Origin of the sequence: Streptomyces sp. NBC_00988, from assembly GCF_045162645.1 — a bacterium.
Lineage (GTDB): Bacteria > Actinomycetota > Actinomycetes > Streptomycetales > Streptomycetaceae > Streptomyces.
On the sequence record NZ_CP108730.1, the window covers coordinates 9,566,683 to 9,593,528 of the forward strand.

The following is a 26,846-nucleotide window of genomic DNA, read 5'->3' on the forward strand; positions in this document are numbered from 1 at the left end:
GCCCGTCATGTCACCGGTCCGTAAGACCTGATCAGAACCTCGGTAGTGCCGCCCGAGACGCCATGGTCCCTCAGCCGGGCACAGGCGCGGCCCAGTTCTGCTCACTTGGGCGGCAGACCGGCGGCGAAGGCGTGTCCCTCGTCGACCCACCGGCCGAGCGCGTCGTCCTCGGCCAGGACCGAGGAGTCGACCAGGATCCAGCCGCGCATCGGGCGGCCCGTCATGTCGAAAACGCGGGTGCCGGGCCGGGCCAGAGCCGTGTCGGTGTGCTCGGGCCCGACGCGAACCATGAGGTCGTCACCGCTGATGCCCACCGCCATGTTCCCCCGGTACAGGAAGGCGATCCCGCCGAACATCCGCTTCTCGGTGACGCCCGGACGCACGCCCAGCCGTTCGCGTACGCGCTCGGCCAGCCCTTCGTCGTATGCCATGGGTCTCTCTCATTCCGTGCCGGTGAGCCTGAGTTCCAGGTCGCGCAGGTCCTTGCCGAGTGACGTGCGGACCTGGCGGGCCATGAGGGGAGCGGCCATCTGGTAGAAGCCGCCCTGGACGCGGATACGGGCCGTCGTCCCGGCGGGGTGCGGGTCGAAGGTGTAGGTGACGTGCATGGGCATCGGCCCGGCCACCGACACCATGTCCAGCAGCCGAGGCGGTTCCTGTGCGGCGACGCGCAGGACATAGTCGATGCATCGGCCCAGAAAGTACGCCGTACGGGTGATCTCGGCCCCCACACCGAAACCACCACTGTCGGCTTCCTTCGTCAGCTCCGCGCTACGGATGCCCTGCGTCCATTCGTCGTCGTGGCGCCAGTCCATGGCGTACGTCGCCATCTGCTCCGGCGGAACGGGAATCACCCGCTGCGCGGACACGTCGATGGCCATCGCACCGCCGCCTTGTCGTCCTGCCCGGTGCCCGTCGCGCCCTGGGCCGAGTTCAGGATGCTCGCGATGGACGGCGGGCGCACGGTGTACGACCGGGCGCCGTGCGCAGGCGTCGGGTGCCGGTGCGTCGCAGAGGGACGGGCTGGGATCCGTGCGAGACGCTGTCGCCGAGCTGCGGCTCGGACCGGATGGGGGACTCGCCCCGGCGGTCCCGCGTGAAGGAGCCTCCATGACCCAGTCACCGCCCGCCCCCGACCAGCTCGACGACCCGTACCGTTTCGACGACCTGCGCGCCCTGTTCGTCAACTGCACACTCAAGCCGTCGCCGCAGCAGAGCCACACCGAGGGACTGATCGACAAGAGCCGGGCGATCATGGACGCGCACGGCGTCACCACGGACGTCGTGCGCGCCGTCGACCACGACATCGCGCCGGGCGTCTACCCGGACATGACCGAGCACGGTTTCGCCACCGACGCGTGGCCGACGTTGTACGAGCAGGTGATGGCCGCCGACATCCTGGTGCTGGCCGGGCCGATCTGGCTGGGCGACAACAGCTCGGTCATGAAGAAGGTCATCGAGCGGCTCTACGGCGGCTCGGGACTGCTCAACTCGGCGGGCCAGTACGCCTATTACGGGCGGGTCGGCGGCTGCCTGATCACCGGCAACGAGGACGGCGTGAAGCACTGCGCGATGAACATCCTCTACAGCCTCCAGCACCTCGGCTACACCATCCCGCCGCAGGCCGACGCGGGCTGGATCGGCCCGGCGGGACCCGGACCCTCGTACCTCGACCCCGGCTCCGGCGGTCCGGAGAACGACTTCACCAACCGCAACACCACGTTCATGGCCTGGAACCTGATGCACCTGGCCGCCATGCTCAAACGCGCAGGGGGCATCCCGGCGCACGGCAACCAGCGCTCCGAATGGGACGCCGGCTGCCGCCTCGACGCGGCCAACCCCGACTATCGCTGAGGTGTGCGCCGCAGCAGGATGTTCATCGCCGTCAAGGTGAGCACGGGCTCGTCCCGCTGGTTGATCACCTCGATGGCGGTGTGCACGATGCCGCGGTCCGGCTTGGTCCGCGAGGCACGGGCCTCCTGGATCGTCGTACGGATCGAGAGGCTGTCGCCGGGCTTGACCGGGCGGACCCAGCGCAGTTCGTCGATGCCGGGAGAGGCGAGGCTCGCGACCTTGCTGACGTAGTGGTCGGCGTACAGGCGCATCATGACGGCGCAGGTGTGCCAGCCGCTGGCGATCAGCCCCCTGAAGGGACCCTGTTCGGCGGCCTCGGGGTCGGTGTGGATGCTCTGCGGATCGAACTCGCCGGCGAACCGCAGGATGTCCTGCTCGGTCATGGTGATGCTGCCGTAGACGTACACCGAGCCCGGGATGTAGTCCTCGAAAAAGCGGTCCTCGATCGGGGCGCCGAAGTCCGCGTCGCTCAGCGTCGTGGTGGCAGTGGTCGTTATGGGCGGCACGATAGCCGCGGGCGATGGCCGGCGGGTACGGCCGACTGCCGCTCGGAGGCCCGGACCCCGAACCGGGCCCCACGAAATGAAGTAGGCGAAGCGATCCTCCTGGAGTGATCGTGAGACATACCCGCCGGTAGCCGGCACGGTCGGTGCGTGCCGCAGGATCTCCCTGCAACTCCTGCCCACGCGCGCGGAGTTGTTACGGGAAACTGACGTGACGGCCGAATCCCTAAGGCTCACGCACCCCATCGGCAACTCTGGTCCCCGTTCTCCACCGACCCCGCGGTGGCGGCGAAGGCCCGAGGAGCGGCGTATGAGCAGGCACATCAGGCGAAGGTCACCGTTACAGATCAGGCTGACGATCGCCGGAGCGGGCATTCTCGCCGCCGCGGCGGCCGTGACGGCGGTGACCGTCGCCTCGGCGGGGGAGCCCTCGCGCGGGCACGACGTCGTGAAGAAGGCCGAGGCCGGGGCCGACCACGTGGTCTTCGTGCAGGGCAACGAACTCAAGGGCAACACGATCCACGTCTTCAAGCGCGCCCAGGACGGCACGTTGAGCGCCGCCGGGACCTACGCGACCGGCGGCAAGGGCGGCGACCAGGTCGACGCGCCCACCGACTCGCTCGCCTCCCAGGGCTCACTCGTCTACGACGACCGGTCCCGGCTGCTCCTCGCGGTCAACGCGGGCAGCAACACCGTGACGTCGTTCCGGGTCGAGGGTCAGAAACTGACGGGCCGTCAAGTGATGGGCTCCGGCGGTGACTTCCCCGCCTCGATCGCGGTCTCGGGGCGCATCGCCTACGTCATGAACGCGGGCGGCGCGGGCAGCGTCCAGGGGTTCCGCCTCACGGCCAAGGGACTGGCACCGCTGAGTGACACACACCGTTCGCTCGGGCTGGACAACAAGAAGGTGCCGCTGTTCAGCAGTTCACCCGGTCAGGTCGCGTTCACCCCCGGCGGCCGTGAGCTGGTCGTCACCACCAAGTCCGCCAACACCCTTGAGGTCTTCCCGATGTCCCGCGCCGGACGGCCCGCGCGGAAGGCGAAGGTCAACGACTCGGCCGGCGCCGTGCCGTTCGCGATCACCTTCGACAAGGCCGGCCGGATGCTGGTGGCCGAGGCCAAGGACTCGACGGTCAGCACGTACAAGGTGCGCGCCGACGGCACCCTCAAGGTCGTCCAGAAGAGTCTGCCCAATGGCCAGGACACGCTGTGCTGGCTGGAGGGCGCGGGCGACTTCTTCTTCGGCGGCAACACCGGCAACTCGACCGTCACCGGCTACCGCACGGACCGCCACGGCAAGTTGGCGCTCACCAACGACGTCGGCGTCGCCACCCCGCCGTCCGCCAAGTCCCAGGGCGTCATCGACCTGGCGGTGACCAAGGACCAGAAGTTCCTGTACGTGCAAAACGCGACGTCCGGCACCGTCGACGGCTTCCGCATCGGCCGCGACGGCTCCCTGACCAAGGTCGGCACGACCTCCGGACTGCCTCCCTTCGCCGAGTCCGGCATGGAGGGCATCGCCGCGGTGTAAAGAAGCGGCCACCGCGGCCAGGGCGCCCCGGACATCACATGTCCGGGGCCGCCGGGCTTTGGCGGTGGCAACTGGGCTCATACGAGACCTTCGTAGGCGTTGATACGGACCGCGGAGGTTGATGTCTGGAGCAAGCGGGCGGCTCCTGAAGAGGTGGCTTGCGGCCGGTCAGGTCGGTAGGGTTCCCGCCTGCCGATCAAGAAGCCGAGGGACGCTCATGACCTCAGAGGGACACGTCAACGCAGCCCGTAGCAAGGTCTTTGGTGAGGTGGCCGAGCTCTACGATGCGGCCCGCCCTGGCTACGCAGACACGATGGTCACCGAGGTGCTGGCGTACGCGGCTCTCGGGGACCGTGCGGCTGTGGAGATCGGCGCGGGTACCGGGAAGGCCACGGTGCCGTTCGCCGTGCTGGGGATTCCGTTGGTGTGCGTCGAGCCGGATACGCGCATGGCCGAGGTGCTGCGACGCAACACCGCCGGATATCCGAACGTCCGGGTCGAGGTCGGCGGCTTCGAGCAGTGGCAACCGGGCGGGCGGCAGTACGGGTTGCTGTTCGCCGCCTCCGCCTGGAATTTCCTGGACCATGGCCGGCGCTGGGACCTGGTCCGCGCCGCGCTCGCCCCCGGCGGTGCCATGGCGCTGGTCAGGAACCCGCACGGGATCCATGACGCTGGATTGCGCGCCGAACTCGCCGGCATCGCAGACCGCCACGGGGTCACCGGGTCTCCGCACCGCTTCCTGGCCTGCGACCTCTCCGGCGACGAGCCCGGGAACTGGGACCAGGTCTGGCCAGATATGGAGTGCCGCCGGGACGGCCGCTTCACTGATCTGCGTTCGGTCCGGTTCCCGCAGAATCTGCGATACGACACCGACCGCTACCTCGGCTATCTCACTTCGCTGTCCGCCTACCGCATCCTGTCCGACGACCGCCGTGAGCGGGCACTCGCCGAGGTCGGGCGCCTGCTCGACGCCCACGGAGGAGGAATCGACGTACTCCAGGTCACCGACGTCTTCCTCGCCCGCGCTCTCTGAGCGACCGATGCGGCACCTACGGGGAAAGAGTCCCCTGGGGTCGTCATCTGGCGACGGCCTGCTGTTCGGCGCCAACGCGACCGCGCGCCGACCTAGTGAATACTTCAGCGCCAGCGCGGGGCCGGTTCACTGGATCCGCTCGATGGCACTTGCCCACGATCCACCCGGCGAGTTCAACAGAGCCACGGCCAAGACCAACGGTTCCCTATTCCGGTTCCCTGTACCCCGGCTTACGGTCCGACTTCTCAGCCTTCTGGGGTTCTGGCCATGTCGAACGGCCACACTGGAAGACCCAGTCCTGCACACCTCGATAGACGTCCACCACGTCCGGCACCTCTAGCCGATGGAGGTAGCGGTCGACTCTCCGGGCGGATGGCTGTTCACAGGCCGGTGACGGGCTGCCCGATGAGGGCTTGGGCGATCTGCCAGAGCTGTCCGCCGCGGGACGCCTTCACGAGGACGACGTCGCCGGGGCGGAGGACGGACGCCAAGTAGGCGGCGGCAGTGCCGTTGTCGCCGACCATGGCGATGTCCGGCACGCCCGCCGCACCCGCCGCGAGGGCGAGTTGCTTGGCGAGTGCGTCGCCGACCGCCACGATGAGATCGACGCCGTTCTCCGCTGCCATGCGCCCGACCTCGCGGTGAGCTTCCACCGCTTCGTCGCCCAGCTCCAGCATCTCTCCGAGTACGGCGATCCTCCGGCCGCCTGGGGCCTCGGTCGTGTCGCCTTCTGCCTCGGTCATCAAGACTCTCCGTTGTGAATGAGGGGCGCGAAGGTGATCGCGCGGCCGGTATAGGAAGCGGATACGCGGCTGAGGGGGACTCGATCGTGTGTCTGACCCCAGGCCGACGGGTCTCGGAACTCGATCGTTGGGTCGGAGCCGTCCTCGTAGCCACGAAGGATGACGAGGTGCCCGCCTGCCCGGCCGTCGTCGGGGAACTGCTCGGTCACAGAGACGATAAGCGGGGCGTCGTCGAGCCGCCTCGTCAGGTCTTCGGCCGGGACCGGTTCGGCGGTCGAGGGGACCCCGAGGTCGGTGGCCAGGCTCGCGATCCCCGCGTGGAGCGCCCCATGCGGGGTCAGGACCTCGTGCTTGACCGCGAGTCTCAGCAGTTCCGTGACCGTGGGTGCCGCGCGCCCGTAGGCGAGCAGGATCATTCTCAGCGACGCCAGGCCGCACGCCCGGTTGGACCATTCCACCCTGTCCCCGAGTGCCCAGCCTCCATGTAGATCCCATTCCGCGGGGGCGATGAGCTGTCGGCACATGGGGACATCGTGGACGCGCGACACAGCGGGCGGGCTCCTACGGTGAGACGGCAGCCTCCCGAGTCAGCGTGGTGCTGGAGAACGCGGGAGTGGGCAGGGGAACATCGTATGGCGGGCGGGCCAACGCCTCGTGCAGCATGGCCACTACGACGTCCGTGTGCGTGAGTCCGACCATCGCGGCGCCCACCACGAAGTTGCTGTCGCGGGACATGCCCGGCGTGCTGTTGACCTCCAGCACGTACGGCTGGTCGTCCTCGGTGAGGATGAAGTCGACGCGCGCCGAACCGCGTAGCCCGAGTCCGTCCCACAGCGTCGTGGCGTGTTCGGTGACCTTGGCCAGTACCTCGGGCGGCAGGTCGGCGGCCCGAACGGCTACGGCGCTCTTGGAGTCCACGTCGAGCTTCGTGTCGGCGTCGTAGAACTCCGCCTCGGTGGCTTCGATGGCCAGCGGCGGGAGCACGACGACAGCGCCTCTGGGCAGTTCCAGGAGCCCCACGGTCAGCGGTATGCCGGTCAGGTAGTCCTCGACCAGTACGGCATCGCCTTCTTCGTCGGCAGCGTCCGCCAGCGCCTGGGGAAGCTCTGCCTGTTCGCGGACCAGGGTCATGCCCACGCTGGAGCCGCCGAACGGCGGTTTGACCATCGCCGCCCGTCCGTTCCAGTGCATCGGCCCGCCGGACCACACCCACCACCCGGGGGTGGGGACGCCGAGGCTCAGCATCACCCGCTTGCAGAGGATCTTGTCGGCGGCGACCGCGGACGCTGCGACTCCGCTGCCGCAGTACGGCACGCGCAGGTAGTCGAGCAGACCCTGCAGCCTCCCGTCCTCCCCGTACGGACCGTGAAGGTTGGAGAGGGCCACGTCGTACCCGGCCAACTCCGTGATGAAGTCCGGCTCGCACGGGTTCAGTACTTTCCAGCGGGCACCGATGTCGTCGAGAGCCTCGGACAGGGCGGTCACGGAACGCTGGTCCACGGGGCACTTCGAGTGGTAGAGCCGGTCCTCGGCTGATACCGGCCCGTAGACGAGGGCGACACCGAGCCCCTCTCGGTCGCGCTGCCAGTCGCGAAGGTTCTGGGTGGCCTCGCGCACCGCGAGGTCAGAGCTGGAGGTGAGGAACTGAGTCATGCGAGGACCCCTTCGAAGGTGTTGGTGACCGGTCCGCCGACCCAGTGCGTTCGCTTTGGTCGGTCGGGATGTGGTCGGACCGTGAGCGGTTCCCCGGCGCGGTTGTGGATGGTGACGGTTCGCGGCGACACGAGTCCGCGCAGGGTGGCGATGACGACGGCCGCGACGGCTCCGCTTCCGCACGAGAGGGTTTCCGCCTCGACGCCGCGCTCGTAGGTGCGGATCTTCAGCGCCTGGCGGCCCGCGGCCTGTACGAAGTTGACGTTCGTCCCCAGCGGGGCGAGGTCGGCGTGGTGGCGGATGAGGCGTCCGACGAGTACTGCGTCGATGGCATCCACGTCGTCTACGACGGCGACGACGTGTTCGGTGCCGGTGTGGGCGCTGTCGAACCAGGTCGGCTTGCCGTTGAGGACGGTCTGAACCCGTCGGGGATGGACCGCGCCGACCTCGGCCGTGACCCACACGGAGTCATCGCTCACGATCGCCTCGTGCATCACCCCCGCCATGCGCAGACTCATCTCGCGGAAGCCGTGGTCGTGGTGCGCGGCCCAGGCGGTACACCGCAGAGCGTTGCCGCACATCGTCGCGATCGAGCCGTCGGCGTTGAAGCAGCGGACTTCGAGGACGACCGGGCTGATGCTGATCAGGCTGCTGACGACAAGGCCGTCCGCGCCTATGCCGGTTCGCCTGGCGCAGAGGCGCTCGGCCTCCTTTGGCCAGTCCTTCTCGCTATTCGGTGAGGGGTCGGATAACAGGACGAAGTCGTTCCCCGCTCCGTGGATCTTGCGGAAGCGCATGGCGAAGCTCCTCGCTGGCGTGAGGTGACAGTTCTCGTGATGGCTGAATGAGGCTTCGGGTCAGAGGAGTTCGACGGGCCGATACGTCGTCGCCGACTCGTTCATGACCCATGGGCAGTGCCCGTCGAAGATCAGAACCCGGCGCCCCGCGGTGCCGGCGGACCTCATGTCGCGGACCCGCAGGTACAACCCGTCGAGGAACACGAAATCGCCTACGTGGACATCGCTTGGTTGCCTGTAACCGGGGATAGTGCCGAGGGGAGGAGGCACAGGGGTTGGTTCGGTGGTGCGGCGCTCGTACATTCAGCCTCTCCAGATGGCCAGGAGGATCGAACCGCCGAGTGCCAAGAGGCTTGCCACGTAAGCGAGTTGTTGGTTCCGGGGGCTCACGGGGCACCAACCAGGTGGCCGTGAAGGCGGTCGCGGACTGACGGGATACCGATCTCCCCAAGGGGCATCCAGGCCGCCGCGCCGGCTTCGATCACCATCGGAGCGATGGCGCCGGAGTGGGCCCGGAAGAGGTATCTGAAGCCGATCCGGAGGCGGGGACCGTACCTGTGTTGCCCCGCCCTGGTCACGTCGATCAGGAAGGGGCCATCGCTGTTGGGTTCCGTCCACACGTCCCGGATGCCGACCGCCTCGGCCAGCAGGCGCAGCGCCGCCCCTCTGAGCGAGTCGTCCTGCTCCTCCGGCTCCGCTTCCGCCAGGGCGAAGGCACGGTTGTGCCGCAGGGACAGGACGCGATTGTGTTCGTCGACGATGACCGCGCCCGTCGTCACGAGGGGGCAGCGCCGGCTGTGGGTGCAGGTCCCGCGCTGTGCGTGGTCGCGGGCGGCGTCGTACACCGGCATCAGCGCCATCTGCTCGTCAGGGTGCGCGTAGATGTAGTGGGACAGCTCCCGGACGATCTGGTCCTCCCGGACACTCACGGGGCACCGAGCCCGTGGCGCTGTGTGTAGATCCACAAGAGCCTTCGCGTGACGTCGGCGGCATCCCGGAGGTAGATGAAGGCGCCGAACGACGGGGTCTCCGCGGTCGGACGGTTCTGCAGGTCGAGGAGCCGATATCCCTTACGGAACAGCTCTCGTACGTCGTCGTCCTCGTCCGCCCCCAGGTCCTCACCGAGCAGGAGGTTGAGGTGCCCGACGATCTCCGGCAGGGAGGTGTCCATGTCCTTGCGGGTGGAGGTGGCCATCTGCATGGAGAGGGCTGCCTCGGTGCTTTCCGAAATCGTCTCGACGTCGACTGGGAGAACTTCGTTTCCCGCGCTGTCGGTTGCTCTCGATGCCTTGCCACTACTTGCCACAGTGATCACCGTCTCGCCCCTTCAGTACGCGTTTCCGGCCGTGCCAGTAACGCTAAGAAGGGCGACAGGAGGGGCTCTACGAGTGTGCCGGAACTTGCCCGGCATTCACCCCAGGGATTCGATGGCCGCCGTGATGATTTCGCGCGCCGCCGAGCCGTAGACAGCAAGCTCGGCCAGATCCGTGAACGTCTGGGCATACATGGCAAGTTCGTGCTTTTGCGTGACGGCGAGATGGGCCGAGACGAGTTCGACGTGGACCGTGTGGTCGTCGTACAGGAAGAAGCCTTCGACCGGCCAGAGGCCGGAACGGTCGGCGTCCTCAGGAATGATGCCGATGCTCACCGACGGCAGCGCCATAACGCTGAGCAGATAGCCGAGTTGGCCGGCCATCACCTCCGTCCCGCCGATGCGCTTTCGGAGTGCTCCTTCTTCCAGGAGGATCGCGAACGTGTGGTTGCCGTAGACGATCTGCTGCTTTTCCACGCGCACCTTGACGGCGGCTGGCACGTCATCAATGAGGCCGCGGCGGTTGCGAATTGAGGTGAGCAGTGCGGTGATGTACGAGGCCGTTTGCACGGGGCCGGGAATGAGCCACGGGGAGTAGAAGCGGAAGCGCTGGGTGCGTTCCCACAGGGGGAGAACGGACTCCTGGGCCTGCTTCAGGCCGGTGCGCTCCAACCTGCGCCACTCGACATACATCCCCTCGATGCCGCGGGCTGTCGAGACGAGATCCTCGGCCGCGCTCTCCGCACCGCAGGCAGCGGCCCAGGCACGAAGGTCGCGCTCCGAGGGCGGACGTGTGCCGCTCTCGAAGCGCGAGCACTTCGACTCGTGCCAGCCGAGGCTGCTGGCCAACGCTCGTTTGGTGAGCCCGGCTTCGAGCCGGATTTCGCTCAGGCGCTTACCAAGAGCCCTGCGGGCTTCCTGAACGCTCGAAGATGGCGATGTCATGTCGCTGCGACGGTGCTGTTCGAGCTATCAGGCCGACTCGGCCGGCTGGAACTCTGCGTGCGGTGTTGCCCGCGCCCACACGGCCTCGAAGGCCGACTCGCAGAGCTTCGCCACCTCCGGGTCGTCCGTGAGTTCCACTTCCATGTTCTCGCCTTCGCCGTCGAAGTGGTTGACGAGGACAAGGCTGGAGTCGAAGAGCCAGAAGTCGTTGCCCGGGAGCGCGAGGCCCGTTGCGTTTCGCCGGGAGAGCCAGCGCACGTCTTCGCCGGCGGCGATGTTGAGTCCGTCCGTCACGTCGTACTCGAAGCGGATGTACTCGCTGACAGGAGTCGAGACGACTCGGGCCCGGCGGATTTCGACGCCTCGCGAGGTGGCCTCTGTGACGATGCCGTGCCAGTCGCCCCAGCGCGCGGCCGGGTCGAGTGTGATGCCGGTTTTCCAGTCGATGAAGGCCGGGTCCGACTTCATGTAGGCGTCGCGCATCTCCAGATGGAGGGCCGTCCGCTGGCAGTCACGGAAAAGTTCCTCAAACGTCGGGGTCCTCGTCAACCTTCTTCACCTCCAGGAAGAACTGCACCATGCGCCGGGGGATCTCCACCACCGACTCATGGCCGGGGATGTCCATCTGCCCGAGGCGCTCGATGTCCTCCACCTTCAGCCCCTGCACGAGGTAGCTGTCCTTCTCCTCGTCGAGGTAGATGGTGGGGGAGCCGCCACTGGGACTCTCCGGGTCCTTACCGAGCTTACGCAGGGCCATGATGTCCTCCTCGGATGCCGGTAACGATCTCTGTGCCAGAGCTTGCCCGCGGCTGGGCCTTGAAGCGAGGAACTTGCCGAAACTTGCCAGGCGCGTATGGAAGTTGACCTTACGCGGCCGAGTCGGGGCAACGAAGAGCGGACGGGCCGCAGCACCCCCAGGGACGGCCGGATTCGATTGCTGTCCGCCCTTCCCTGGCAACGGACGTCGTTCCTTTAGGGAACGCACCGTCCGTTCCCTGGGGGAACGTTCGGTCTGTTCCGTCGGGGAACACCTTTGACGCACCTACGCCCCCAGCTCGGGTCCCTCACACGGCTAGGTTCGCTGTCAATCACCTCGATTGGATGGCGACGGACGCCAGTTCGCCGGAGGCAGACAGGGAAGATCCCGAAACCACTGGTGCTCTGCGGATTGGCATGTCAACGTGGACGACCGTCCGAAACGCCAGGTCAACGACGGTCAGTAACCCATCCCGAGGGCACGGAGGCGCCCCTGTATCCGCACCATCCCAGTGATTCCTCCCGTACCGACTTGCCGGACCCGGTGTACTGGGTGACCCCGCGTCACCTGGCGGGTGATGACGGCGTGCTCGCCGAGCGGATCGGCGACGCCTTGGTCAGTCTTGGCTGGAGCATGTGGCCCACCTCGCGCCACACCCTGCTGTATGTGAGCCCGGACAACCTGCGTGGCGCCGAGTGGATCCTCGCGGCCTACCCGTTCGAGCTGGGTGGACTGCCTGTTGCTTGGCAGTTGAGCGCCCGTCCGCACGCCACTTCTGCGATGACGGAGTGGAACGCGTACTTCACCACCGGCGTCCCGTACGAGGCGCTCGCCGATCTCCTCGTGGCGCTCGACGCCCGCGAGGCACCCGACACCGACTTCGGCGGGGCCGAGACGGTGCTGAACTCGCTCACTGCCCAAGGCTGGCTCCGCGACGTGGATCGCCCCCACACCACCGCCACGGACCCCGGGCTCTCCGGCTGCGTCTCCCTGGAGCTGATGCCACCGCTCATCCAGGACGCCGACCCGCGCCCTGACCTGTCGGGATGGCAGGCGTGGGCGGAGCCTGTTCTCGGCGCCCCGTACCTGTGGTGTGCCAGCTTCAGCGCCAGCGTTCCGAACGGCCTGGTCGCCGCGTTCACGTCATCGCTTACCTCACCGGTCCCGGTGCCCCGCCACAGCGTGCCCAAGAGCGCCGAGGGACGACTCACAGTCGTCCACCGCAGCTGACGACCCGCGCACTGACGGAACCGCAGGTGTGCTGCTCGTCGGAGATTTCCCGGCGCAGCAGCAGGTCAGACGTATGAGGCACGTTCCCTGCGCTCGCCCGATGACAGAGAGGAAGAGAGCTTGTTCTTTCGACGCGCTCGCGAGGACCGCGCATTCCGCGAGGCCCAGCGTGCCAGCCACGCGCTGCTCCTGCAGTTGCAGGCCACACAACCGTGGGGCGACTTCCCCGAGTCGACTCAACTGTTTCCAGCACCGGCAGCGGAGGGACCGGCGATGAGTGACCTCCCGCCGCCGGAGTTGCGGGTGCCGTCCCGCCAGGAGGTGGCTGGGCTGATGATGCGCTGGGAGCAGCCGCTCGTCATCGGCGGCGAGGTTCGTACGTGCCCCGAGTGCGGCGTGTATCGGGACTGGATCGTCTTCTGCATGCGCGACGACTCGATATGGCTGCGTTGCCGGGCCGGCCACGAGGCGAAGGAGCCCGGCCTGGATGCGGCCTGGTACAACCGCAACTCCGGTCCGGTCGACCGGTTCCACCCCACCCTCGAAGAGGGCCTGCGCCACCTCGGCCACTGAACCCCCGAATCCCTTGCGTCCCTTCTCGCTGCCGGTGCTCGGAGGCCCGGCTTGGTCAACCTGTCCGTTTCGCAGGCCACTTAGGGGTTCACTTGCGCCTTCACACCATGACCGTCCTCAGCCTGAGCGTCCTCGCCGTCCTGGCCCTGGAGGGCTGCTCGATCGGCAGCACCTCCTCCACCGACCCGGCGTCCGCCGCGACCGCCCCGTCCGAGAACGCCTCGGTGCCAGCCCCGCTGTCTTCGGCAGAGCTGGCCAAGCGGCTCCTGGAGGAAGGCGACTTGGGCGAGGGCTACGCCCGCACGCCGCAGCGCCCCGCTGCGCACGACGACGTGAGCGTGATCGGCTGCCCGGCGCTGGAGAAGCTCGGCGCTGACGCGGCGACCGGTGCCGGCCTCGACTTCTCCCGCAAGGCGAAGGCGTCCTTCGCCTACGCCGGCGGCAGCGACTCCGCGGTTTCCGAGGAGTTGTACAGCGACAGCGCCGCGAAGCTGTCGAAGGGCATCGGGCAGATCTTCGATGCGATGGTCTCCTGCCGGACGTACCAGGTGATGTCGGGCAGCACCGTCATTGACATGGGCACCCGGGTGACGGCCGCGCCTGATCTGGGTGACGAGCAGTGGAGCCAACTGCTCAGCTATTCGATCGGCGAGCAACGCACCGTCGTCAAGCAGACGGCGATACGTGTAAGCAACGTGTTGGTGATCGTCTCCGGCTTGCCGGGACTTGTGGACGCCAACCTGGAGAAGGCGGTTACCAAGGTCCAAGTCGCCTTCTGATTACTCGGCTTGCCGGTGCCTTTTGTCTTTTTGGCAGAGGGCACCGGCGTATGTGCTGAATCACCGTGTCTGGCTGGACCGGTTGTCCCGGCTTGGGGCGGGCGGGACAGCGCGCCTGCTGCGCTTGGCGGCATAGGGGGTGTGGTCGGGCATTGTGGTGGCGTCGGCGGGCAGGTCGGCCATGCGGCGCAGCCGCCACACCAGCACATCGCTGATCGAGTCTGCGGTGCCCAACTCCCGTCGTCCGGCAGCTTCCGTGAGCAGCGTGGCCGGGTCGTGGCCGGCGCTCTCGGTGTCGGCGAGGGTGGCTGCGAGGGCGTGCCAGCCAGGCTCGGCCAGGATCTGTTCGGCCAACTCGGGTACCGCCGCTCGGAGATGGGCGGCTTGCTTGTGTCGCAGGGGCTGAGACAGGCGCCGGCCTCGCTGGTACAGCACGCTCAACGGGACGTCGGCGGCGGCCCGGTAGGCGGTGCGCAGATGTTCTGCGGCCTGGCGGGCTGCGGCTGCCTGTTGGGCGTGCTCCTTCTTGGCGTGCCAGTGGGCGGCAGCGGTGACGAGGAAGAACAGCATGTCGATCGCCATTGCGGTGGTGGCTCCGTCTTCCCCGCGGCCAAGCGCGGGGCCGCTGTAGATGAGATCGCGGGCGGCCTGGCGCAGGGCACGGTCGTGCCCGTGTTCGGCCCTTACGTGGGAGCGGGTGGCCCGCTCGAATACGGCGGCGGCCTGACGCAGTTCGGTGCGGGTGTGGGCGGCGGAGGTCTTGGCGAGCGCGTCCAGGATCTCCCCGGCCGCCGAGATGCGCGCGGCCACCTGGCCGTCCTCACCATTGTCGATGACCAGCACCGCCTGCCACGCAGCCGTGGCTGTCCGACGCCGCGCGGTCGCGGGGCCATTCGGGGCTTCGGCGAAGGGTGCGTCCGTGCCCCGGTTCGGGGTGTCGACGGTGAACCGTTTGCGGATGCGGGGCAGGGACAGGTCGGGGGAGAGCGTGGAGCCCGCGTAGAACACTGGCTCCTTGTCACCGTTGCGGTTGTCCGGGAGGGCGACCTTGTAGCCGAGCAGGTCGCCGGAGGGCGCGGCGCGCTTCCGGATCAGCAGGCCGGCGGCAGCCAGCCGGTCGAAGAACTCCCCCTCGCTCGTGGCTCCTGCCACTGCCCGCCGTACGGTCTCGCGCAGTTCGTCGCGTGCCGGTTGCTGCCTGCCTTCGCGTTCGGCCTTGTGGCGTTCGGCGCTGGTGGTCCGCTTGGCGGCCGTGCCGTCACCGGGCGAGACCTGGTGCAGACCCAACTCCTTTTCGATGAGGCGGCATTCGGCCTGGGCGCGTTTGCCGGAGCGGTGGTGGTCGGGGCGGCGGCCGTCTTCGCGGACGAGGGTGGCGATGATGTGGATGTGGTCGTCGGCGTGGCGGACGGCGGCCCAGCGGCAGCCGGCGCCGTCGCCGGGGTCGATGCCGGTGGCGGCGACCACGCGGCGGGCGATGTCGCCCCACTGCTCGTCGCTGAGGATCGGGTCGTCGGGAGCGGCGCGCACGGAGCAGTGCCAGACGTGCTCGTCGGGACGTTGGTCTGGTTCGAGGAGTGCCAGGGGCTGGTCGAGGAGGTGCTGGAGGTCTTCCTTCGTCACTGAGGGGTCGCGGCCGGGGTCGGGGGCCATGCCGTCGAAGGAAGCGACCAGGTGTGGGTCGATGTGTTCCTCGTGGGTGCCCTTGCCGTAGAGGTAGTTGAGGAGTCCGAGGGTTTTGCTTCCCTGCTGGTGGATCCGGGGGATCAAGCTGCCTGCTCCTCCTGCCCGTTGGTGATCCTGTCGGCCGCCCGCTGGACGGCCTGTGCGGCGCGCTGTAGATCTGCGAGGGTCGCGGCGAAGTGAGGTGCGTCGGCACCGGAGTTGAGGGCCTTGGAGGCTTGGTTGACGTTGCTGCCGGCCCAGCCGAGCTGACGGCGTACACCGAACAGGGCGGTCAGGATGTCCCGTTCGGTGGCGATGGCTGCCGCGGTGCGGGACTGGTCGCGGGCGGAGGCCAGGGCGGAATGGGCGAGGAATCCGGCCACGCTCATGCCGACGTGGTCGGCGCCGGACTGGATGATGGCGAGTTCTTGTTCGTTGAGGCGGACGCTGTGGGCGGGGCGCTGCTTCTTGTCGCGCGGGCGGGATTTCCCCTTCCTGGCCCTGCCCTTGCGGCTGGCCCTGCCTGGCTGCGGTCCGCCCTCGGTCGCAGCCTTCCCGTCCGGCGCCCCTTGGTGCTGGACGGACCCCGTCACCCCTGGGGCGGGGTCGGGTTCGGGCGCTCCCCCTGCGGGGGAGTGTCCGAACCTCCAACTTGCTCCCGATGGCGCTGAGATGGTCATCTCCCTTGGGTGCGGATCCTTTCGAGGGACAGCTGAGCTGGGAAGACGCTGATTGACGTGTGAGCGGTGCCGTCGTACTCCTACCGTGGCGAGGTGGAGGTGGGCGCCATGGTGTCGTTGCCGGAAGAGCTCCAGGCGCGGGAGGCCGCGGCTCGACAGCGGGTGGAAGAACTCCAGGCCGAAGCTGCGGAGTTGGCCGTGCGGCTGGAGAGGGCCCGGGTGGATCTGTCGCGGTTGGAGATCACGCGGGAGACCGTCGCGCAGGTGCTGGCGGAGTTGTCGGCCGCCCAGGCAGCGCCGGAAGTAGAGGCGGCCGATGGGCCGGAGCCCAAGGAAGCGCCGGCGCCTCACGGCATCGGGGTGATGGCGGTGCCGCCGTGGCGGGAGGGCCTGGTCGTTCAAGTGCTGCCGGACGTGTACCGGGACATCGTGGAGATCGTCGCTGATGCTCCAGGTCCGTTGCAGGCCAAGCAGATCGTGCCGCGGATCGGGCTGGAGGCCACGACGGCGAAGATCGAGGGGACCCGGGGGAAGCTGAAGCGTCTGGTGGAGCGGGGCTGGCTGGACGAGGACGCGCCGGGACGGTTCACCCTCGCCCGCCATGACGGGGACGCCGGCCGGGTCAACTCCCGGTGACCAAGGGGCTCTTCTCCGTAGATTCGAAGGTGCCAACCAAACGAATCGCAGAAGAGCCGAAGAAGAGCCCCAGATGGAACCCTATGACGCCTTATCCGGGCCTGACGCGTATGCCGCCTCCCGTGGTGCCTTCGAACGCCTCGTCTCGACGCTGGCCGGCGCCCCGGCGCGGGGTATGGCCCATGACGAGCTGGAGGAACTGCTCGAACAGCAAGGACGCGAGTTGCTGCGGCAGTTGATGCAGGATCACCTCGACCTGCGGGCGAGGACGGAAGAAGCCGCGGCCCGCATCAACGCAGGGCAACCGGCGGTGCGCGGGCCGGAAGGACAGCCGCGGACCTGGCGGGAGAGCAACCACCCCCGCTGGCTGACCTGCGTGTTCGGGCCGGTCCGGGTGAACAGGATCGCCTATCGCGGCCGGGGCGTGTCCAACGTGCACCCGGCGGATGCGGACCTGTCGCTCCCCGCCGGCCGGCACTCCCGCGGGCTTGCCCGCCTCGCGGTTCTGGAGGCGGTTCGCGGCTCGTTCGACCAGGCCCAGGCCGCGATCGAGCGACGGTGCGGAAGAGTGCTCGGCAAGCGCCGTCTCAAAGAGCTGGTGGTCGCTGCCGCCGTCGACATCGCCGCCTACTACACGGTGAGGATCCCCACCCCGTGCACCCGCGAGATGCCGCTGGTCATCCAGGTCGACGGCAAGGGTGTGGTGATGCGGCCCGAAGCACTACGCGAAGCCACCCGCCGGGCCGCGGCCAAGACCGCGGCGGCCGGACGGCGCGGACGCCTGGCTCCGGGGGAGAAACCCAACCGCAAGCGCATGGCGACCGTGGCCTGCATCTTCGACATCGCGCCCGCCCCGCGTCGGCCGCACGACATCGTTCATCCGCCCGGCGGCCGCAGCCAGGCCCGGCCCGCACGGCCGGGCCCGACAGCACAGCACAAATGGTGCACCGCCTCAGTGATCCGTCCCCCAGAACGGGTCGTCGCCGACGCCTTCGACCAGGCCGAGGCCCGCGATCCGCAGCATCTGCGGGACTGGATCGTGCTCGTTGACGGCGCCCGCCACCAACTCGACCTGATCCAAGCCGAAGCCGCCCGCCGCGGCATCCGCCTCAACGTCCTGCTCGACTTCGTCCATGTCGCGGAGTACTGCTGGACAGCGGCGCATGCTTTCCATCCGCCCGGCAGCCGCGAGGCCGAGACCTGGGCCGCGGACAAACTCACCGCGATCCTCGCCGGACACGCCGAGCGCGCCGCCACCGAGATGACCGCCCAGGCTGCAGCCGAACGGCTTCCTGCCGCCCGCCGCGAGGCAGTTACCATCTGCCACCGTTACCTCGCCGGCCACCTCGATCAGCTTCACTACGACACCGCCCTCGCGGCCGGCTGGCCGATCGCCACCGGCGCCGTCGAAGGCGCATGCCGCCACCTGATCGGCGACCGCCTCGACATCACCGGCGCCCGCTGGGGCCTTGACGGTGCCGAAGCCGTCCTCCGACTCCGCGCACTGATCACGAACGGCGACTTCGAGAGCTACTGGGTCTTCCACACGGCCCGTGAACACCAACGCCTCTACCCCAGCCCCGACCAGCACAAGTACAGCCTCACGGCTTGATCCCGACCGTCACTTCAGAGGATCCGCACCCATCTCCCTTTGGACTGTGGGCAGTTCGTGGTTCGAGCCGTGCATTGAGTGTTCTTCCTTGGGTGTTGAGGTCGGAGCGGGTCAGTGGGGATGGTCGGCGTGAGCGGCCCTCAGCTCGGCCTTGACGGTGCGGACGACCTCCCCGGCGGTGTCGCTGGCGACGCTGTAACCGTCCTCGCGCACGGTGTCCTCCAGCAGATCGCGGGAGAGACGTCCGGTCTCGCCGTGGATTCGGTGGGCGTAGGAGGTGAGGACTTCCCGTGTCGCGCGCGGTCTGGGGCCCGGGCGGTTCGGCTTCGCCCGCGTGGCCTTGCCCGGATCGGCATCCGACGGTTCCTTGCCCGGATTTGGTTCTCGGCTCGTGGTGGTGCGGGCGGGCTGGTGCGGGCGAATTTCGGGCTCCCGGCGGGCGGTGTCATCGCCCGCGTCGCTCTCGGACGGGCGGCCCGGATTCTCGGCCCGCTTCGTCGCTACGGCGCGCGGGCGGGCAGTCGTAGAGCTGACCGTCCTGCCCGTGACGAGGGCGGGCCAACGCCGGGGCAGCGGAATGGAGGCCAGGGTGAGGGCCTGTTGGCGGGTGGCGAGCTTGCGCAGCAGCAACTCGTCCTGGCGCTCGTCGCGGTCGACATCGGCCTGTTCTAGGGCCTGGTGCAGGCGGCGGGTGAGGCGCCGGCCTCGCCAATTGGTGCGCTGATTGGGCGTCATTGTCTCTGCCCGGAGGATCAGGGTGACGGCTTGGTCGAGGGCGCGGTCGCGGATGATCCGGGCGGCGTCCGCATCCCGGTCGGCGATCCCGAGGCGTGCCAGAAGGCGTTCGCGTGCCTGTCGGGCGATGACGGCCGTCAGGCTGCGGGAGTCGGCGTCAGGGGTGCGGTGGCGCAGTTCGATGCCCATGGCCAGGTGCCACAGTAGGGCTGCCAGGACCGGGCCGACGAAGGCCCGCACGGTTCCGCCGACCAGCCCGGACTCGGCGTAGGCGGGCACGATCTGCACGCCGGTGATCACCCAGGTGAGGGTGCCGGGCATACCGGGTGCTTGCTTCGGGCCGTTGAGGTTCGCCCGGGCGAGCAGGGCGGTGGAGAACAGCGCGAGTTCGGCGGCGGCGAACCGCCAGCTGGTGTCCGCGCTGTAGGCGGTACAGCCGATCGCGGCGATGGCGGCGACCCGGACCGCGGCGGTGCTACGGCGCTGCTCGGGGTCCCGATTCTGTAGGCGCCGCCGTATGGACCATGCGACGGACAGGGCGACGGCGACCAGGACCGCGACGGGCACAGGCGCAGGGATCCAGTGCGGCCAGGCGGGTATGCCGGTGCCGTTGGCGCTGATGAGTGCGGTGGTGCCAGGGGTCATGCAGAGGCTCTCCAAGGGTCCACGCGAGCGAGTGCATGCCTCTTGCGTGGGCGGCGGGGTGAGGTGAGGGCGAGGGGGAGACGCGGGCTGCCGTCAGGCGGTGGGCGCGGTGCGGCGTCGGTCGGGTCCGGTGAGGATGACGCGTTCGGTCATCTCGGCGAGGCGGGAGGCGACGCGGTCGCCGAGTGCGGTGCGCAGCTCGGGGATCGGCAGGTTCGTGGTGATGAGGGTGGGGAGCATGTGCTCGTAGCGGTGGTTGATGAGCCGGTAGGTCAACTCCTCGGTCCACTCGCTGGTCTTGGCCGCGCCGAGGTCGTCCAGGAGCAGCAGGGGGCAGCGGGCCAGCGTCTGAAGCTCCCGCTCGCCGTCGTGCCCGGCGCGAGGGCGGAGGCGCGCGTGCAGGTCGGCGCTGGTGGTGGCTTCCCAGCGCAGGCGCACCCCTCGCGAGAGGAGGGCACGGACCGCGCCGTATCCCTGGTAGGTCTTGCCGGTGCCGGTGGGGCCGGCGATCAGCAGCGACGGTCCCTCGGCGATGCCCGGTCCGCCGGGTCCGGGGCGCCCGGCGCGGGCGATCCGGTCGGCCCAGGCGGTGATCTGCGGGTGGTCGGCCAGGGCACGACGGTAGCGGGCGGGGATGCGGGCGTCAGCAAGCTCCAGGGCGGTGACCGGTTCGGCGGGTGGTTCCTGGGCCGTGACCGCGGGGTCGATGCCGCGCGTGGCCAGGATGCCGTTGAGCCGGTCGGCGATCGGGCCGACCCGGTGGGGCTCGCGGGTGAGGATGGCGGTCAGAGGTCACCTCCGTAGGCGGCGTCGACATCGGCGGGATTCGTCCATGCCTTGTGGGTGGCTGGTACGGGCGCGGCGTTCATGACCTCGTGGACGAGACTCGGCAGGACGCTCGGGGACAGGCCCTTGAGCCGATGGAGTCTCAGAGCGGCCCGGAGGTAGTCGGTGGCGATGCCCTCGTCGAGCAGCTTGCGCACCTGTCCGCCGAGACGCTTCAGGACGTCGTCCGGTGGGCGGTGGTTGCACGCGCTGACGTACTCGGCAAGGAGCTCCCTGGCCGAGAGGGTGTCGGGCGTGTGGGCGCTTGCGCCCCCCGAAGGGGTATTTCCTAGATCCATGGTCCTAGGTCCTAGATCCGGACGGTGAGGCGTCACCGCCGATGCGGGGAGGGTTCCTGACTCCCTCACGGAGGGCTCCGTGAAATCGTTCTGACCTGCCGGTTTCCTATCAGATCCCGAATGCGGTGCAGGCTCGCGCGCTTCGCAGGAGGTCTCACGGAGGGTTCCGTGAGGCAACGGTGCGGACTCCGTGACGCTCGCCTCCGCCACCGGTGCGGCGGCAATCGGCCGGGTGCCGGACGGCCCGTTGTGGCGAGGGCAGCCGGGCAGACGGCTCACGCTCGGCCGGTTGATCTTCTGATGCCGGTGCCATGTGACGACGTGCAGGTACCGCTTGTCGTCCGGGCTTGTGTATCGGCAGATCAGTCCGGCGTCGGCGAGCTGGGCGAGGTCCGTCTCGACGTCGGAGGGTGTGTGGTCGGGGCGCAGGACCCACAGCTGCCCGGCGATGATGGCGGCGTGGTCGCGATGACGGCCCTGGTCGTCGGCCTGGGTGAGCAGGCCGAAGAAGGTGCGCTCGGCGGTCAGCGAGACAGCAGCCAGGGACTCGGAGACGAAAGCTTCGGGCTTGATGGTGCGGATTCGTGCCAAGAGGGGCGGGTCCTCACTCGGTTGCAGGTGGGCAGGTGCCCACGGCTCACCGTCGATCGGCGGTACGGGCGTACGGGGTGGGGGAGTTGGCCGGCCCGGCGGCGCGGGGCGCGCTGATGGCCGCTCGCGCTTTCCGGGGGTGTCGTCAACATAGCCACACCCAGGTCGCACAAGTCCAGCCCCATCCCGCGCAATCTCTTACGGCAGAAAGGCAGCCGTAAAAGCAGGCGGTAGGGGGCGGTGGCAAAACGGTAAGGCACGATCGCCGGTTGACCAAATAGTTGTGCCGGTTTCCAAGCCAGAAGCATCACATCGGGAAGCCGTTGACGTGCCGGCGACGGGCAAGCTACAACACAACACCCCATGTCGCAGCAGTCGCTGAGCGGCGATCAGCGCGGCGGCTCTCGGGTCATGTCAGCGCGGGGAACCGCTCCGCATGCGGACAACGCGGGGGAACATAGACCACGATCGCCGGTTAACCAAACCGGCGAATGGACGCTACAACTGGAGCCATGCCCGCACGCTCATTGGAAATCGGCCCCGCAGGAATACGGGTGGCCCGCACCATCGAAATCCTCCGCACCGAACGAGGCTTGTCGCAACGCCAACTCGCTCGCCGCGTCACCGCACTTGGCCACCCGATGTCCAACACCATGTTGTCTCGCATCGAACGCGTTCAGCGCCGGTGCGACATCGACGACCTCGTGGCTCTCGCCGAGGCACTGCGCGTCGCACCCCCAGTGCTCCTCGGAGACCCCACACTCGTCTGACCTGCCCCCGGAGCTGGATTCACAGTCCGGGTCCGTCGGCGAGTGCTTGCCCCGGGCCGTACGGCTCGTACTCGCTGGGGCGTATAGCACGAGATCCCCGGTTACCGAAACCGCGGATGCTCCGCACCATTGAGGGTGTTCGCCAACCGCGCTCGGCAGAGAGCGTCCCTTTCCAATGTCGCGCCGCCTGGCAGACCACACCCACCCCCGCGCCACGCCCACGGAGGCCACCCATGCCTGCACGTCCGCCTTCTGCTCCGAAGCCGAGTTCTATCCAAGTTCCGGATTCCACCCCCACAACGCGCCAGGCATTCCTGAGCGTGAAAGACGCTGCCGAATACCTCGGCCTGTCCCCGCACACCCTCTACGTCTGGCGGCATCGCCGAAACGGCCCGCCCAGTTTCCGGATGGGGTCGCGTGGTCGCGTCATGTACCGGATAGAAGCGCTCGACGCCTGGATCCGCGAACAGGAGCAAGCCGACTCACGTTCCAATACAACCCTGAGCCCATTGGGCGCCGCACCGCAGAAACGCTCGGACTACGCCACGGGCGCCTGACCAGCGGGCTGACTCCTACCGCACGCAACCTGCCATCGAGGGAAGTATTTGGCCGGCTACATAGAAGACCGTTGGATCAAGAAGAAGAAGGACCCCGACACCGGCAAGCGGGAACGCACCACCCGCTACGGCAAGGGCTCCCGGTACCGAGTTGCCGGTATCCCCGGTGTCCGGGACAAGTCGTTCGACGTGCTCGAAGACGCCAAAACGTGGCTGCGAACGGCTGGCACCGACAGTGAACGCGGCGAGTTCGTCGATCCCCGGGACGGCTCCATCACGCTGGACGACTACGTAACACGCTTCTGGCAGGCAGGAGTTCGTGGAGCGCCCGGCACGGTCAAACGCATCGACGAACGAGTCCGCCTCCACATCCAGCCTCAGCTGGGCACCGTCGCGCTGCGGGACATCAGCCCGGCGGTACTGCGCGGATACATCGCCGCGCTGGAGAAGGAACTCTCGCCGCGATACGCCCGGCAGATCCTCGGCACGCTCTCGAACATCTTCGAGACCGCCATCGACGACAAGCGCCTGGTGCGCAACCCGATGCGGGCCAAGTCCGTACGGTGGCCCAGGGCGCCGGAGGATCAGAGGGAAGCCTGGCCGCTGGAGACCGCGCAGCGCGTACGGGACGCGATCAACGCGCGCTACCGCATCGCCGTCGTGCTCGCGCTTGGCTGCGGGCTGCGCCAGGGTGAGGTCTTCGGGTTGTCGCCGGAGGACGTCGACTTCGCCCGTGGAGTCCTGCGTATCCGCCGTCAGGTCCAACTCCTCGGCGGACGGCTGTACTTCACCTTGCCGAAGGGCGGCAAGACCCGTGTCGTCGATATGCCTCCGTCGGTCGCTGCGGCCCTGGCCCAGTACTTCATGGAGTACCCGGCGGTCGAGGTGGAGCTGCCGTGGGGCGGCCCGGAGCCCGAACGGGAGACGAAGAAGTTCCCGCTCGTCATCACCACAACGTACGGCAACGCCCTGCGCGCGAACATCTTCAACGTCGAGGTGTGGAAGCCGGCCCTGGCCGCCGCCGGCGTCATCCCCCTGCGCAAGAAAGGTGAGCGGTGGAAGGCGTCGCGCAAGGACGGCTTCCACGTGCTCCGGCACACGTACGCCTCGGTCATCCTCGAAGCGGGCGAGTCCGTCGTCACCCTGGCCCGCTGGCTCGGCCATTCGAGCCCGACGATCACCCTGGACTACTACGCCCACTTCATGCCGGAGGCCGGCGGCAAGGGGCGCGGCGCCATCGACGCTCTGCTCGGCCAGCCTGCACTGGCCGCGTAGACATCCTCTCCACACAACCCACGAAACGGGTGGGCACAGCGATCTGCTGTGCCCACCCGTTTCGGCGTTCCACAAGGGAGGCTCGCTACTCTCCGTGCCCATCAGGTCTCCGAGCCTGCGCTTCAGCGGCGAGGCGTCCGCGGGTCAACGCCCGCGATCGCAGGAGACTGACCGCATCGGAGCGCGGCTCATTCTCCCCAGATTCTCCCCAGCGGCCTCGGAGGCGCCGTCGGAGCCCGCGATCCGGGCCGCAGTCACTCCCGGGAGCGCCTCCGAGGGCGATTACTCAGAGCCAGTCTTTCCGCTTGAAAATGACGTACAAACTGGTGCATACCACCGCCATCAGTAGGATTGCGAACGGGTATCCAAGTACCCAGTGCAACTCCGGCATCCGGTCGAAGTTCATCCCGTAGATCGTCCCCACCAGCGTCGGCGCGAACAGAATCGCCGCCCAGGAAGAAATCTTCTTGATCTCCTCGTTCTGTTCGAACCCCGCCTCCGCCAACGCCCGCATCTCCGCGTTCTGTTGCTGGGTGACCAGGGTCGCGTTCACTGTGAGGATGTCCGTGAGGGCCTGGCGGAAGCCGTCGACTTGTTCGCTGGTGTGGGTGACGTGGTCGGCCACATCGCGGAGGTAGCGCTGGAGTTCCTCGTCGGTGCCGTACTTCGCGAAGCCCGCCATCAGGCTGTGCAGCATGCCCACCAGGGGGCGGGTGGCGCGCTGGAACTCGACCATTTCGCGGGAGAGTTCGTAGATGCGGCGGGAGACCTGAGGTTCGCTGCGGAAGACCTCCGTCTCGATCTCGTCGATGTCGATCTGGACGCCGGCGACGACGGGCGCGTAGCCGTCGACGACCGCGTCGAGGATGGCGTACAGCACCGCCTCGGGGCCGAGTTTCAGCAACTCCGGGGATTCCTCCATGCGTTGGCGGACCGCGGACAGGTCGGGGGCCGCGCCGTGCCGGACCGTGATCACGAAGTCCGGGCCGACGAAGACGTGGAGTTCGCCGAAGTCGACCTCCTCTGTCGTGTCCAAGTAGCGGGCCGCGCTCAGGACCACGAACAGCGTCTCGCCGTAGCGCTCCAGTTTCGGGCGCTGGTGGGCCTCCATCGCGTCCTCGACCGCCAGCGGGTGGAGGTCGAACTCCGCTGCCAGGGACAGGAGTTCACCTTCGGTGGGGCGGGCCAGGCCGATCCAGGCCATGCCGGACGGCTGCTCGCGCAGCTCGCGGAACGTGTCGGCGAGGGTGTCCGGTGCCGAGACGCGCACGCCGTCCCGGTACAGGGCGGCCTGGACGACGCTGCCCGCGTCGGACGGTTCCGAGGGGGACGCGTCGGCGGTGGACACCCGGGGCTCGGGTGCGGGCGCCGGAGGCGGGGCCGGTGTGCGGCGCCAGCCGGACGTCCTGTCGGGCCTGCCGTTTCTGCCGTTGTTCGAGGTGGGGCGGGCGCGTCGCTGGGGCATCGCGGTGCCTCTCGATCGGGCCTACGTCTGCGTGATCACGGAGCACGAGCAGGATATACGGGGCAAAGGGTAAACGACCTGGGTGTGAGATCGAGGTCCGGGGTTCGGTGAGAGTTGCGGACAGAAGGTGTCCGCAATCACCGTTAGCGTGCGGAGCGTGACGACCAAGGCAACCAAGGCGACTGTGGCGACCAAAACGACTGTGACGACCAAGGCACCGAAGACGGCCACGGCAGCGAAGACGACCAAGGCGACGAAGGCGGCGACCATGACGAAGGCCCCCGTACTCGACCCTCGCTCCCTCAACCGCGCCACCCTCCACCGGCAACTCCTCCTCCGCCGCTCCCCGCTCTCCGCCGGCGCCGCCGTCGAGCATCTCCTCGGCCTCCAGGCGCAGAACGTCAAGCCGCCGTACTACGCCCTCGCCGCCCGCCTCGACGGATTCGCGCCCGAGGAACTGTCCGGGCTGATGGCGGAGCGCGAGGTCGTCCGGATCGTCACCATGCGTTCCACCATCCACACCCACACCGCCGCCGACTGCCTCAGCCTCCGCCCGCTCGTGCAGGCCGCCCGTGACCGTGAGCTCGGCAATTTCCGCAAGGGGCTCGTCGGCGTCGACCTGGACCGGCTCGCCGTACTCGCCCGTGAACTCGTCGAGGCCGAGCCGCGCACCATGAAGGAGTTGCGCGAGGCGCTCCTCGTCGAGTGGCCCGACGCCGACCCGCAGGCCCTCGGGATCGCCGCCCGCTGCAAGCTCCCGCTCGTCCAGGTCACCCCGCGCGGGCTGTGGGGCCGTAGCGGACAGGTGGCCCTGACCACCGCCGAGCACTGGCTGGGCCGCCCCGCCGAACCCGCACCCACCCCCGACGCGACCGTCCTGCGCTATCTCGCCGCCTTCGGCCCGGCCTCCGTCAAGGACATGCAGACCTGGGCGGGTCTGACGCGGCTGCGCGAGGCCTTCGAGCGACTGCGTCCGCAGCTCGTCACCTTCTACGATCCGAACGGCGTCGAACTCTTCGACCTCCCGGACGCGCCCCGGCCCGACGCGGACACCCCGGCCCCGCCGCGTTTCCTGCCCGAGTTCGACAACCTGCTCCTCTCCCACGCCGACCGCACCCGGGTCGTACCGCCCGAGTACTGGGGCCGCGCCTGGTGGGGCAACGTCGCCCACCGCACGTTCCTCGTCGACGGGTTCCTCGCCGGGGTCTGGAAAATCGACGACGGCGACGGCCACCTCGTCATCGAGCCCTTCGGCAAGCTGACCAAGGCCCAGCGGGACGAGGTGAGCGCCGAGGGGGCGCGGATGCTCGACACGCTGCACGAGGGGACGTCGTACGACATCCGGTTCGGGACGGTCGTACAGCCGTAGAACCCAAGAGCC

The 26,846-nt window shown here is 68.5% G+C and carries 31 protein-coding genes; 12 read left to right on the plus strand and 19 right to left on the minus strand.

Translation table 11 applies throughout. The features are described from left to right. Positions 1-101: 101 nt before the first annotated feature. Together OG496_RS43365 and OG496_RS43370 are read right to left on the minus strand one after the other, a co-directional pair. Positions 102-431 carry a TfoX/Sxy family protein gene (locus tag OG496_RS43365; protein ID WP_329552166.1) on the minus strand — a complete coding sequence of 110 codons (330 nt, stop codon included), beginning with the start codon at positions 429-431 and terminating at the stop codon, positions 102-104. A 9-nt stretch (positions 432-440) separates the two neighbouring features. Further along, positions 441-881, minus strand: a complete 441-nt coding sequence (locus tag OG496_RS43370) for an SRPBCC family protein (protein WP_329552165.1) — start codon at positions 879-881, stop codon at positions 441-443. A 229-nt stretch (positions 882-1,110) separates the two neighbouring features. Here OG496_RS43370 and OG496_RS43375 point away from each other — a divergent pair, with 229 nt between their 5' ends. Further along, positions 1,111-1,854 (plus strand): flavodoxin family protein, encoded by a 744-nt coding sequence (locus tag OG496_RS43375; protein WP_329552164.1) that lies wholly within the window; start codon positions 1,111-1,113, stop codon positions 1,852-1,854. Here OG496_RS43375 and OG496_RS43380 read toward each other — a convergent pair. Further along, positions 1,845-2,360, minus strand: a complete 516-nt coding sequence (locus OG496_RS43380; protein ID WP_329552163.1) for a MaoC family dehydratase — start codon at positions 2,358-2,360, stop codon at positions 1,845-1,847. The genes OG496_RS43375 and OG496_RS43380 overlap by 10 nt on opposite strands. Before the next feature lie 307 nt (positions 2,361-2,667). On the opposite strand from OG496_RS43380, the gene OG496_RS43385 reads away from it, so the two are divergent. Beyond that, positions 2,668-3,888: a beta-propeller fold lactonase family protein gene (locus OG496_RS43385; RefSeq protein ID WP_329552162.1), complete on the plus strand. Its 1,221-nt coding sequence runs from the start codon at positions 2,668-2,670 to the stop codon at positions 3,886-3,888. A 217-nt stretch (positions 3,889-4,105) separates the two neighbouring features. Then, on the plus strand, positions 4,106-4,921 hold the full coding sequence (locus OG496_RS43390; protein WP_405974756.1) for a class I SAM-dependent methyltransferase: 816 nt from the start codon (positions 4,106-4,108) through the stop codon (positions 4,919-4,921). A gap of 380 nt (positions 4,922-5,301) precedes the next feature. Here OG496_RS43390 and OG496_RS43395 read toward each other — a convergent pair whose 3' ends face one another. The 10 genes from OG496_RS43395 to OG496_RS43440 all read right to left on the minus strand — a co-directional run bounded on the left by OG496_RS43395 (position 5,302) and on the right by OG496_RS43440 (position 11,128). Next, on the minus strand, positions 5,302-5,664 hold the full coding sequence (locus OG496_RS43395; RefSeq protein WP_329552160.1) for a glutamate ligase domain-containing protein: 363 nt from the start codon (positions 5,662-5,664) through the stop codon (positions 5,302-5,304). Beyond that, entirely contained in the window at positions 5,664-6,188 is a 525-nt protein-coding gene (locus OG496_RS43400) for a C39 family peptidase (RefSeq protein WP_329552159.1), read from the minus strand. Before OG496_RS43400 ends, OG496_RS43395 begins: the two co-directional genes overlap by 1 nt. Before the next feature lie 37 nt (positions 6,189-6,225). Continuing rightward, positions 6,226-7,317: an ATP-grasp domain-containing protein gene (locus tag OG496_RS43405; protein ID WP_329552158.1), complete on the minus strand. Its 1,092-nt coding sequence runs from the start codon at positions 7,315-7,317 to the stop codon at positions 6,226-6,228. Further along, positions 7,314-8,114, minus strand: a complete 801-nt coding sequence (dapF, locus tag OG496_RS43410) for a diaminopimelate epimerase (RefSeq protein WP_329552157.1) — start codon at positions 8,112-8,114, stop codon at positions 7,314-7,316. The genes OG496_RS43405 and dapF overlap by 4 nt, the downstream gene beginning before the upstream one ends. A gap of 60 nt (positions 8,115-8,174) precedes the next feature. Further along, positions 8,175-8,318: a hypothetical protein gene (locus OG496_RS43415; RefSeq protein ID WP_329552156.1), complete on the minus strand. Its 144-nt coding sequence runs from the start codon at positions 8,316-8,318 to the stop codon at positions 8,175-8,177. Between the two features lie 182 nt (positions 8,319-8,500). After that, positions 8,501-9,043, minus strand: coding sequence for an NUDIX hydrolase (locus OG496_RS43420; protein ID WP_329552155.1), 543 nt, complete (start codon positions 9,041-9,043; stop codon positions 8,501-8,503). Then, positions 9,040-9,315 carry a hypothetical protein gene (locus OG496_RS43425; protein ID WP_329552154.1) on the minus strand — a complete coding sequence of 92 codons (276 nt, stop codon included), beginning with the start codon at positions 9,313-9,315 and terminating at the stop codon, positions 9,040-9,042. Before OG496_RS43425 ends, OG496_RS43420 begins: the two co-directional genes overlap by 4 nt. Positions 9,316-9,525: 210 nt before the next feature. Continuing rightward, positions 9,526-10,371 (minus strand): helix-turn-helix transcriptional regulator, encoded by an 846-nt coding sequence (locus tag OG496_RS43430; RefSeq protein WP_329552153.1) that lies wholly within the window; start codon positions 10,369-10,371, stop codon positions 9,526-9,528. A gap of 27 nt (positions 10,372-10,398) precedes the next feature. Further along, positions 10,399-10,920 carry a DUF6879 family protein gene (locus OG496_RS43435; protein WP_329552152.1) on the minus strand — a complete coding sequence of 174 codons (522 nt, stop codon included), beginning with the start codon at positions 10,918-10,920 and terminating at the stop codon, positions 10,399-10,401. Further along, on the minus strand, positions 10,898-11,128 hold the full coding sequence (locus OG496_RS43440; protein WP_067022411.1) for a hypothetical protein: 231 nt from the start codon (positions 11,126-11,128) through the stop codon (positions 10,898-10,900). The genes OG496_RS43435 and OG496_RS43440 overlap by 23 nt, the downstream gene beginning before the upstream one ends. A 543-nt stretch (positions 11,129-11,671) precedes the next feature. On the opposite strand from OG496_RS43440, the gene OG496_RS43445 reads away from it, so the two are divergent. The 3 genes from OG496_RS43445 (at position 11,672) to OG496_RS43455 (ending at position 13,710) form a co-directional block, all read left to right on the plus strand. Next, entirely contained in the window at positions 11,672-12,358 is a 687-nt protein-coding gene (locus OG496_RS43445; RefSeq protein WP_405976822.1) for a DUF317 domain-containing protein, read from the plus strand. A gap of 273 nt (positions 12,359-12,631) precedes the next feature. Further along, on the plus strand, positions 12,632-12,931 hold the full coding sequence (locus tag OG496_RS43450) for a hypothetical protein (RefSeq protein ID WP_405974757.1): 300 nt from the start codon (positions 12,632-12,634) through the stop codon (positions 12,929-12,931). A gap of 107 nt (positions 12,932-13,038) precedes the next feature. Continuing rightward, positions 13,039-13,710, plus strand: coding sequence for a hypothetical protein (locus OG496_RS43455; RefSeq protein ID WP_329552150.1), 672 nt, complete (start codon positions 13,039-13,041; stop codon positions 13,708-13,710). A 60-nt stretch (positions 13,711-13,770) separates the two neighbouring features. Here OG496_RS43455 and OG496_RS43460 read toward each other — a convergent pair whose 3' ends face one another. Together OG496_RS43460 and OG496_RS43465 are read right to left on the minus strand one after the other, a co-directional pair. Continuing rightward, the gene (locus OG496_RS43460) at positions 13,771-15,480 is read right to left on the minus strand and encodes a relaxase/mobilization nuclease domain-containing protein (RefSeq protein WP_329552149.1); all 1,710 of its coding nucleotides are present in this window, start codon (positions 15,478-15,480) and stop codon (positions 13,771-13,773) included. Further along, a complete protein-coding gene (locus OG496_RS43465) occupies positions 15,477-15,968 on the minus strand; it encodes a mobilization protein (protein ID WP_329552148.1) in 492 nt (163 codons plus the stop codon). Before OG496_RS43465 ends, OG496_RS43460 begins: the two co-directional genes overlap by 4 nt. Positions 15,969-16,163: 195 nt before the next feature. Here OG496_RS43465 and OG496_RS43470 point away from each other — a divergent pair, with 195 nt between their 5' ends. Together OG496_RS43470 and OG496_RS43475 are read left to right on the plus strand one after the other, a co-directional pair. Next, positions 16,164-16,691: a hypothetical protein gene (locus OG496_RS43470; protein ID WP_405969167.1), complete on the plus strand. Its 528-nt coding sequence runs from the start codon at positions 16,164-16,166 to the stop codon at positions 16,689-16,691. A 73-nt stretch (positions 16,692-16,764) separates the two neighbouring features. Further along, on the plus strand, positions 16,765-18,303 hold the full coding sequence (locus OG496_RS43475; RefSeq protein ID WP_405969166.1) for an ISKra4 family transposase: 1,539 nt from the start codon (positions 16,765-16,767) through the stop codon (positions 18,301-18,303). A gap of 111 nt (positions 18,304-18,414) precedes the next feature. Here the strand turns inward: OG496_RS43475 and OG496_RS43480 are convergent, their stop codons facing one another. From OG496_RS43480 to OG496_RS43490, 3 genes are all read right to left on the minus strand, one after another. Continuing rightward, entirely contained in the window at positions 18,415-19,683 is a 1,269-nt protein-coding gene (locus OG496_RS43480) for a hypothetical protein (protein ID WP_405974758.1), read from the minus strand. Between the two features lie 93 nt (positions 19,684-19,776). Next, on the minus strand, positions 19,777-20,472 hold the full coding sequence (locus OG496_RS43485) for an ATP-binding protein (RefSeq protein ID WP_329557517.1): 696 nt from the start codon (positions 20,470-20,472) through the stop codon (positions 19,777-19,779). Further along, the gene (locus OG496_RS43490; protein WP_405974759.1) at positions 20,469-21,398 is read right to left on the minus strand and encodes a hypothetical protein; all 930 of its coding nucleotides are present in this window, start codon (positions 21,396-21,398) and stop codon (positions 20,469-20,471) included. The genes OG496_RS43485 and OG496_RS43490 overlap by 4 nt, the downstream gene beginning before the upstream one ends. 512 nt (positions 21,399-21,910) lie before the next feature. Here OG496_RS43490 and OG496_RS43495 point away from each other — a divergent pair. The 3 genes from OG496_RS43495 (at position 21,911) to OG496_RS43505 (ending at position 24,000) form a co-directional block, all read left to right on the plus strand. Next, the gene (locus tag OG496_RS43495) at positions 21,911-22,168 is read left to right on the plus strand and encodes a helix-turn-helix transcriptional regulator (protein ID WP_329552146.1); all 258 of its coding nucleotides are present in this window, start codon (positions 21,911-21,913) and stop codon (positions 22,166-22,168) included. 233 nt (positions 22,169-22,401) lie between these two features. Beyond that, positions 22,402-22,725: an AlpA family transcriptional regulator gene (locus tag OG496_RS43500; RefSeq protein ID WP_266523560.1), complete on the plus strand. Its 324-nt coding sequence runs from the start codon at positions 22,402-22,404 to the stop codon at positions 22,723-22,725. A 48-nt stretch (positions 22,726-22,773) separates the two neighbouring features. Further along, positions 22,774-24,000 (plus strand): site-specific integrase, encoded by a 1,227-nt coding sequence (locus OG496_RS43505; protein ID WP_329552144.1) that lies wholly within the window; start codon positions 22,774-22,776, stop codon positions 23,998-24,000. 286 nt (positions 24,001-24,286) lie between these two features. Here the strand turns inward: OG496_RS43505 and OG496_RS43510 are convergent, their stop codons facing one another. After that, positions 24,287-25,465, minus strand: a complete 1,179-nt coding sequence (locus OG496_RS43510) for a magnesium and cobalt transport protein CorA (protein ID WP_405974760.1) — start codon at positions 25,463-25,465, stop codon at positions 24,287-24,289. Between the two features lie 268 nt (positions 25,466-25,733). Between OG496_RS43510 and OG496_RS43515 the strand changes: the two genes are divergently transcribed. After that, positions 25,734-26,834, plus strand: a complete 1,101-nt coding sequence (locus OG496_RS43515) for a winged helix DNA-binding domain-containing protein (protein WP_405976823.1) — start codon at positions 25,734-25,736, stop codon at positions 26,832-26,834. The last annotated feature ends 12 nt before the right edge of the window (positions 26,835-26,846 follow it).

Bases quoted from the DNA above. Each gene is read 5' to 3' on its own strand.
- OG496_RS43500 (WP_266523560.1), top strand. From the start codon at position 22,402: ATGCCTGCACGTCCGCCTTCTGCTCCGAAGCCGAGTTCTATCCAAGTT.
- OG496_RS43425 (WP_329552154.1), bottom strand. From the start codon at position 9,315: ATGCAGATGGCCACCTCCACCCGCAAGGACATGGACACCTCCCTGCCG.
- dapF (WP_329552157.1), bottom strand. From the start codon at position 8,114: ATGCGCTTCCGCAAGATCCACGGAGCGGGGAACGACTTCGTCCTGTTA.
- OG496_RS43400 (WP_329552159.1), bottom strand. From the start codon at position 6,188: ATGTGCCGACAGCTCATCGCCCCCGCGGAATGGGATCTACATGGAGGC.
- OG496_RS43385 (WP_329552162.1), top strand. From the start codon at position 2,668: ATGAGCAGGCACATCAGGCGAAGGTCACCGTTACAGATCAGGCTGACG.
- OG496_RS43495 (WP_329552146.1), top strand. From the start codon at position 21,911: ATGCCCGCACGCTCATTGGAAATCGGCCCCGCAGGAATACGGGTGGCC.
- OG496_RS43450 (WP_405974757.1), top strand. From the start codon at position 12,632: ATGAGTGACCTCCCGCCGCCGGAGTTGCGGGTGCCGTCCCGCCAGGAG.
- OG496_RS43430 (WP_329552153.1), bottom strand. From the start codon at position 10,371: ATGACATCGCCATCTTCGAGCGTTCAGGAAGCCCGCAGGGCTCTTGGT.
- OG496_RS43390 (WP_405974756.1), top strand. From the start codon at position 4,106: ATGACCTCAGAGGGACACGTCAACGCAGCCCGTAGCAAGGTCTTTGGT.
- OG496_RS43365 (WP_329552166.1), bottom strand. From the start codon at position 431: ATGGCATACGACGAAGGGCTGGCCGAGCGCGTACGCGAACGGCTGGGC.
- OG496_RS43470 (WP_405969167.1), top strand. From the start codon at position 16,164: ATGGTGTCGTTGCCGGAAGAGCTCCAGGCGCGGGAGGCCGCGGCTCGA.
- OG496_RS43515 (WP_405976823.1), top strand. From the start codon at position 25,734: ATGACGAAGGCCCCCGTACTCGACCCTCGCTCCCTCAACCGCGCCACC.
- OG496_RS43510 (WP_405974760.1), bottom strand. From the start codon at position 25,465: ATGCCCCAGCGACGCGCCCGCCCCACCTCGAACAACGGCAGAAACGGC.
- OG496_RS43475 (WP_405969166.1), top strand. From the start codon at position 16,765: ATGGAACCCTATGACGCCTTATCCGGGCCTGACGCGTATGCCGCCTCC.
- OG496_RS43440 (WP_067022411.1), bottom strand. From the start codon at position 11,128: ATGGCCCTGCGTAAGCTCGGTAAGGACCCGGAGAGTCCCAGTGGCGGC.
- OG496_RS43375 (WP_329552164.1), top strand. From the start codon at position 1,111: ATGACCCAGTCACCGCCCGCCCCCGACCAGCTCGACGACCCGTACCGT.
- OG496_RS43455 (WP_329552150.1), top strand. From the start codon at position 13,039: ATGACCGTCCTCAGCCTGAGCGTCCTCGCCGTCCTGGCCCTGGAGGGC.
- OG496_RS43405 (WP_329552158.1), bottom strand. From the start codon at position 7,317: ATGACTCAGTTCCTCACCTCCAGCTCTGACCTCGCGGTGCGCGAGGCC.
- OG496_RS43395 (WP_329552160.1), bottom strand. From the start codon at position 5,664: ATGACCGAGGCAGAAGGCGACACGACCGAGGCCCCAGGCGGCCGGAGG.
- OG496_RS43480 (WP_405974758.1), bottom strand. From the start codon at position 19,683: ATGACCCCTGGCACCACCGCACTCATCAGCGCCAACGGCACCGGCATA.
- OG496_RS43370 (WP_329552165.1), bottom strand. From the start codon at position 881: ATGGCCATCGACGTGTCCGCGCAGCGGGTGATTCCCGTTCCGCCGGAG.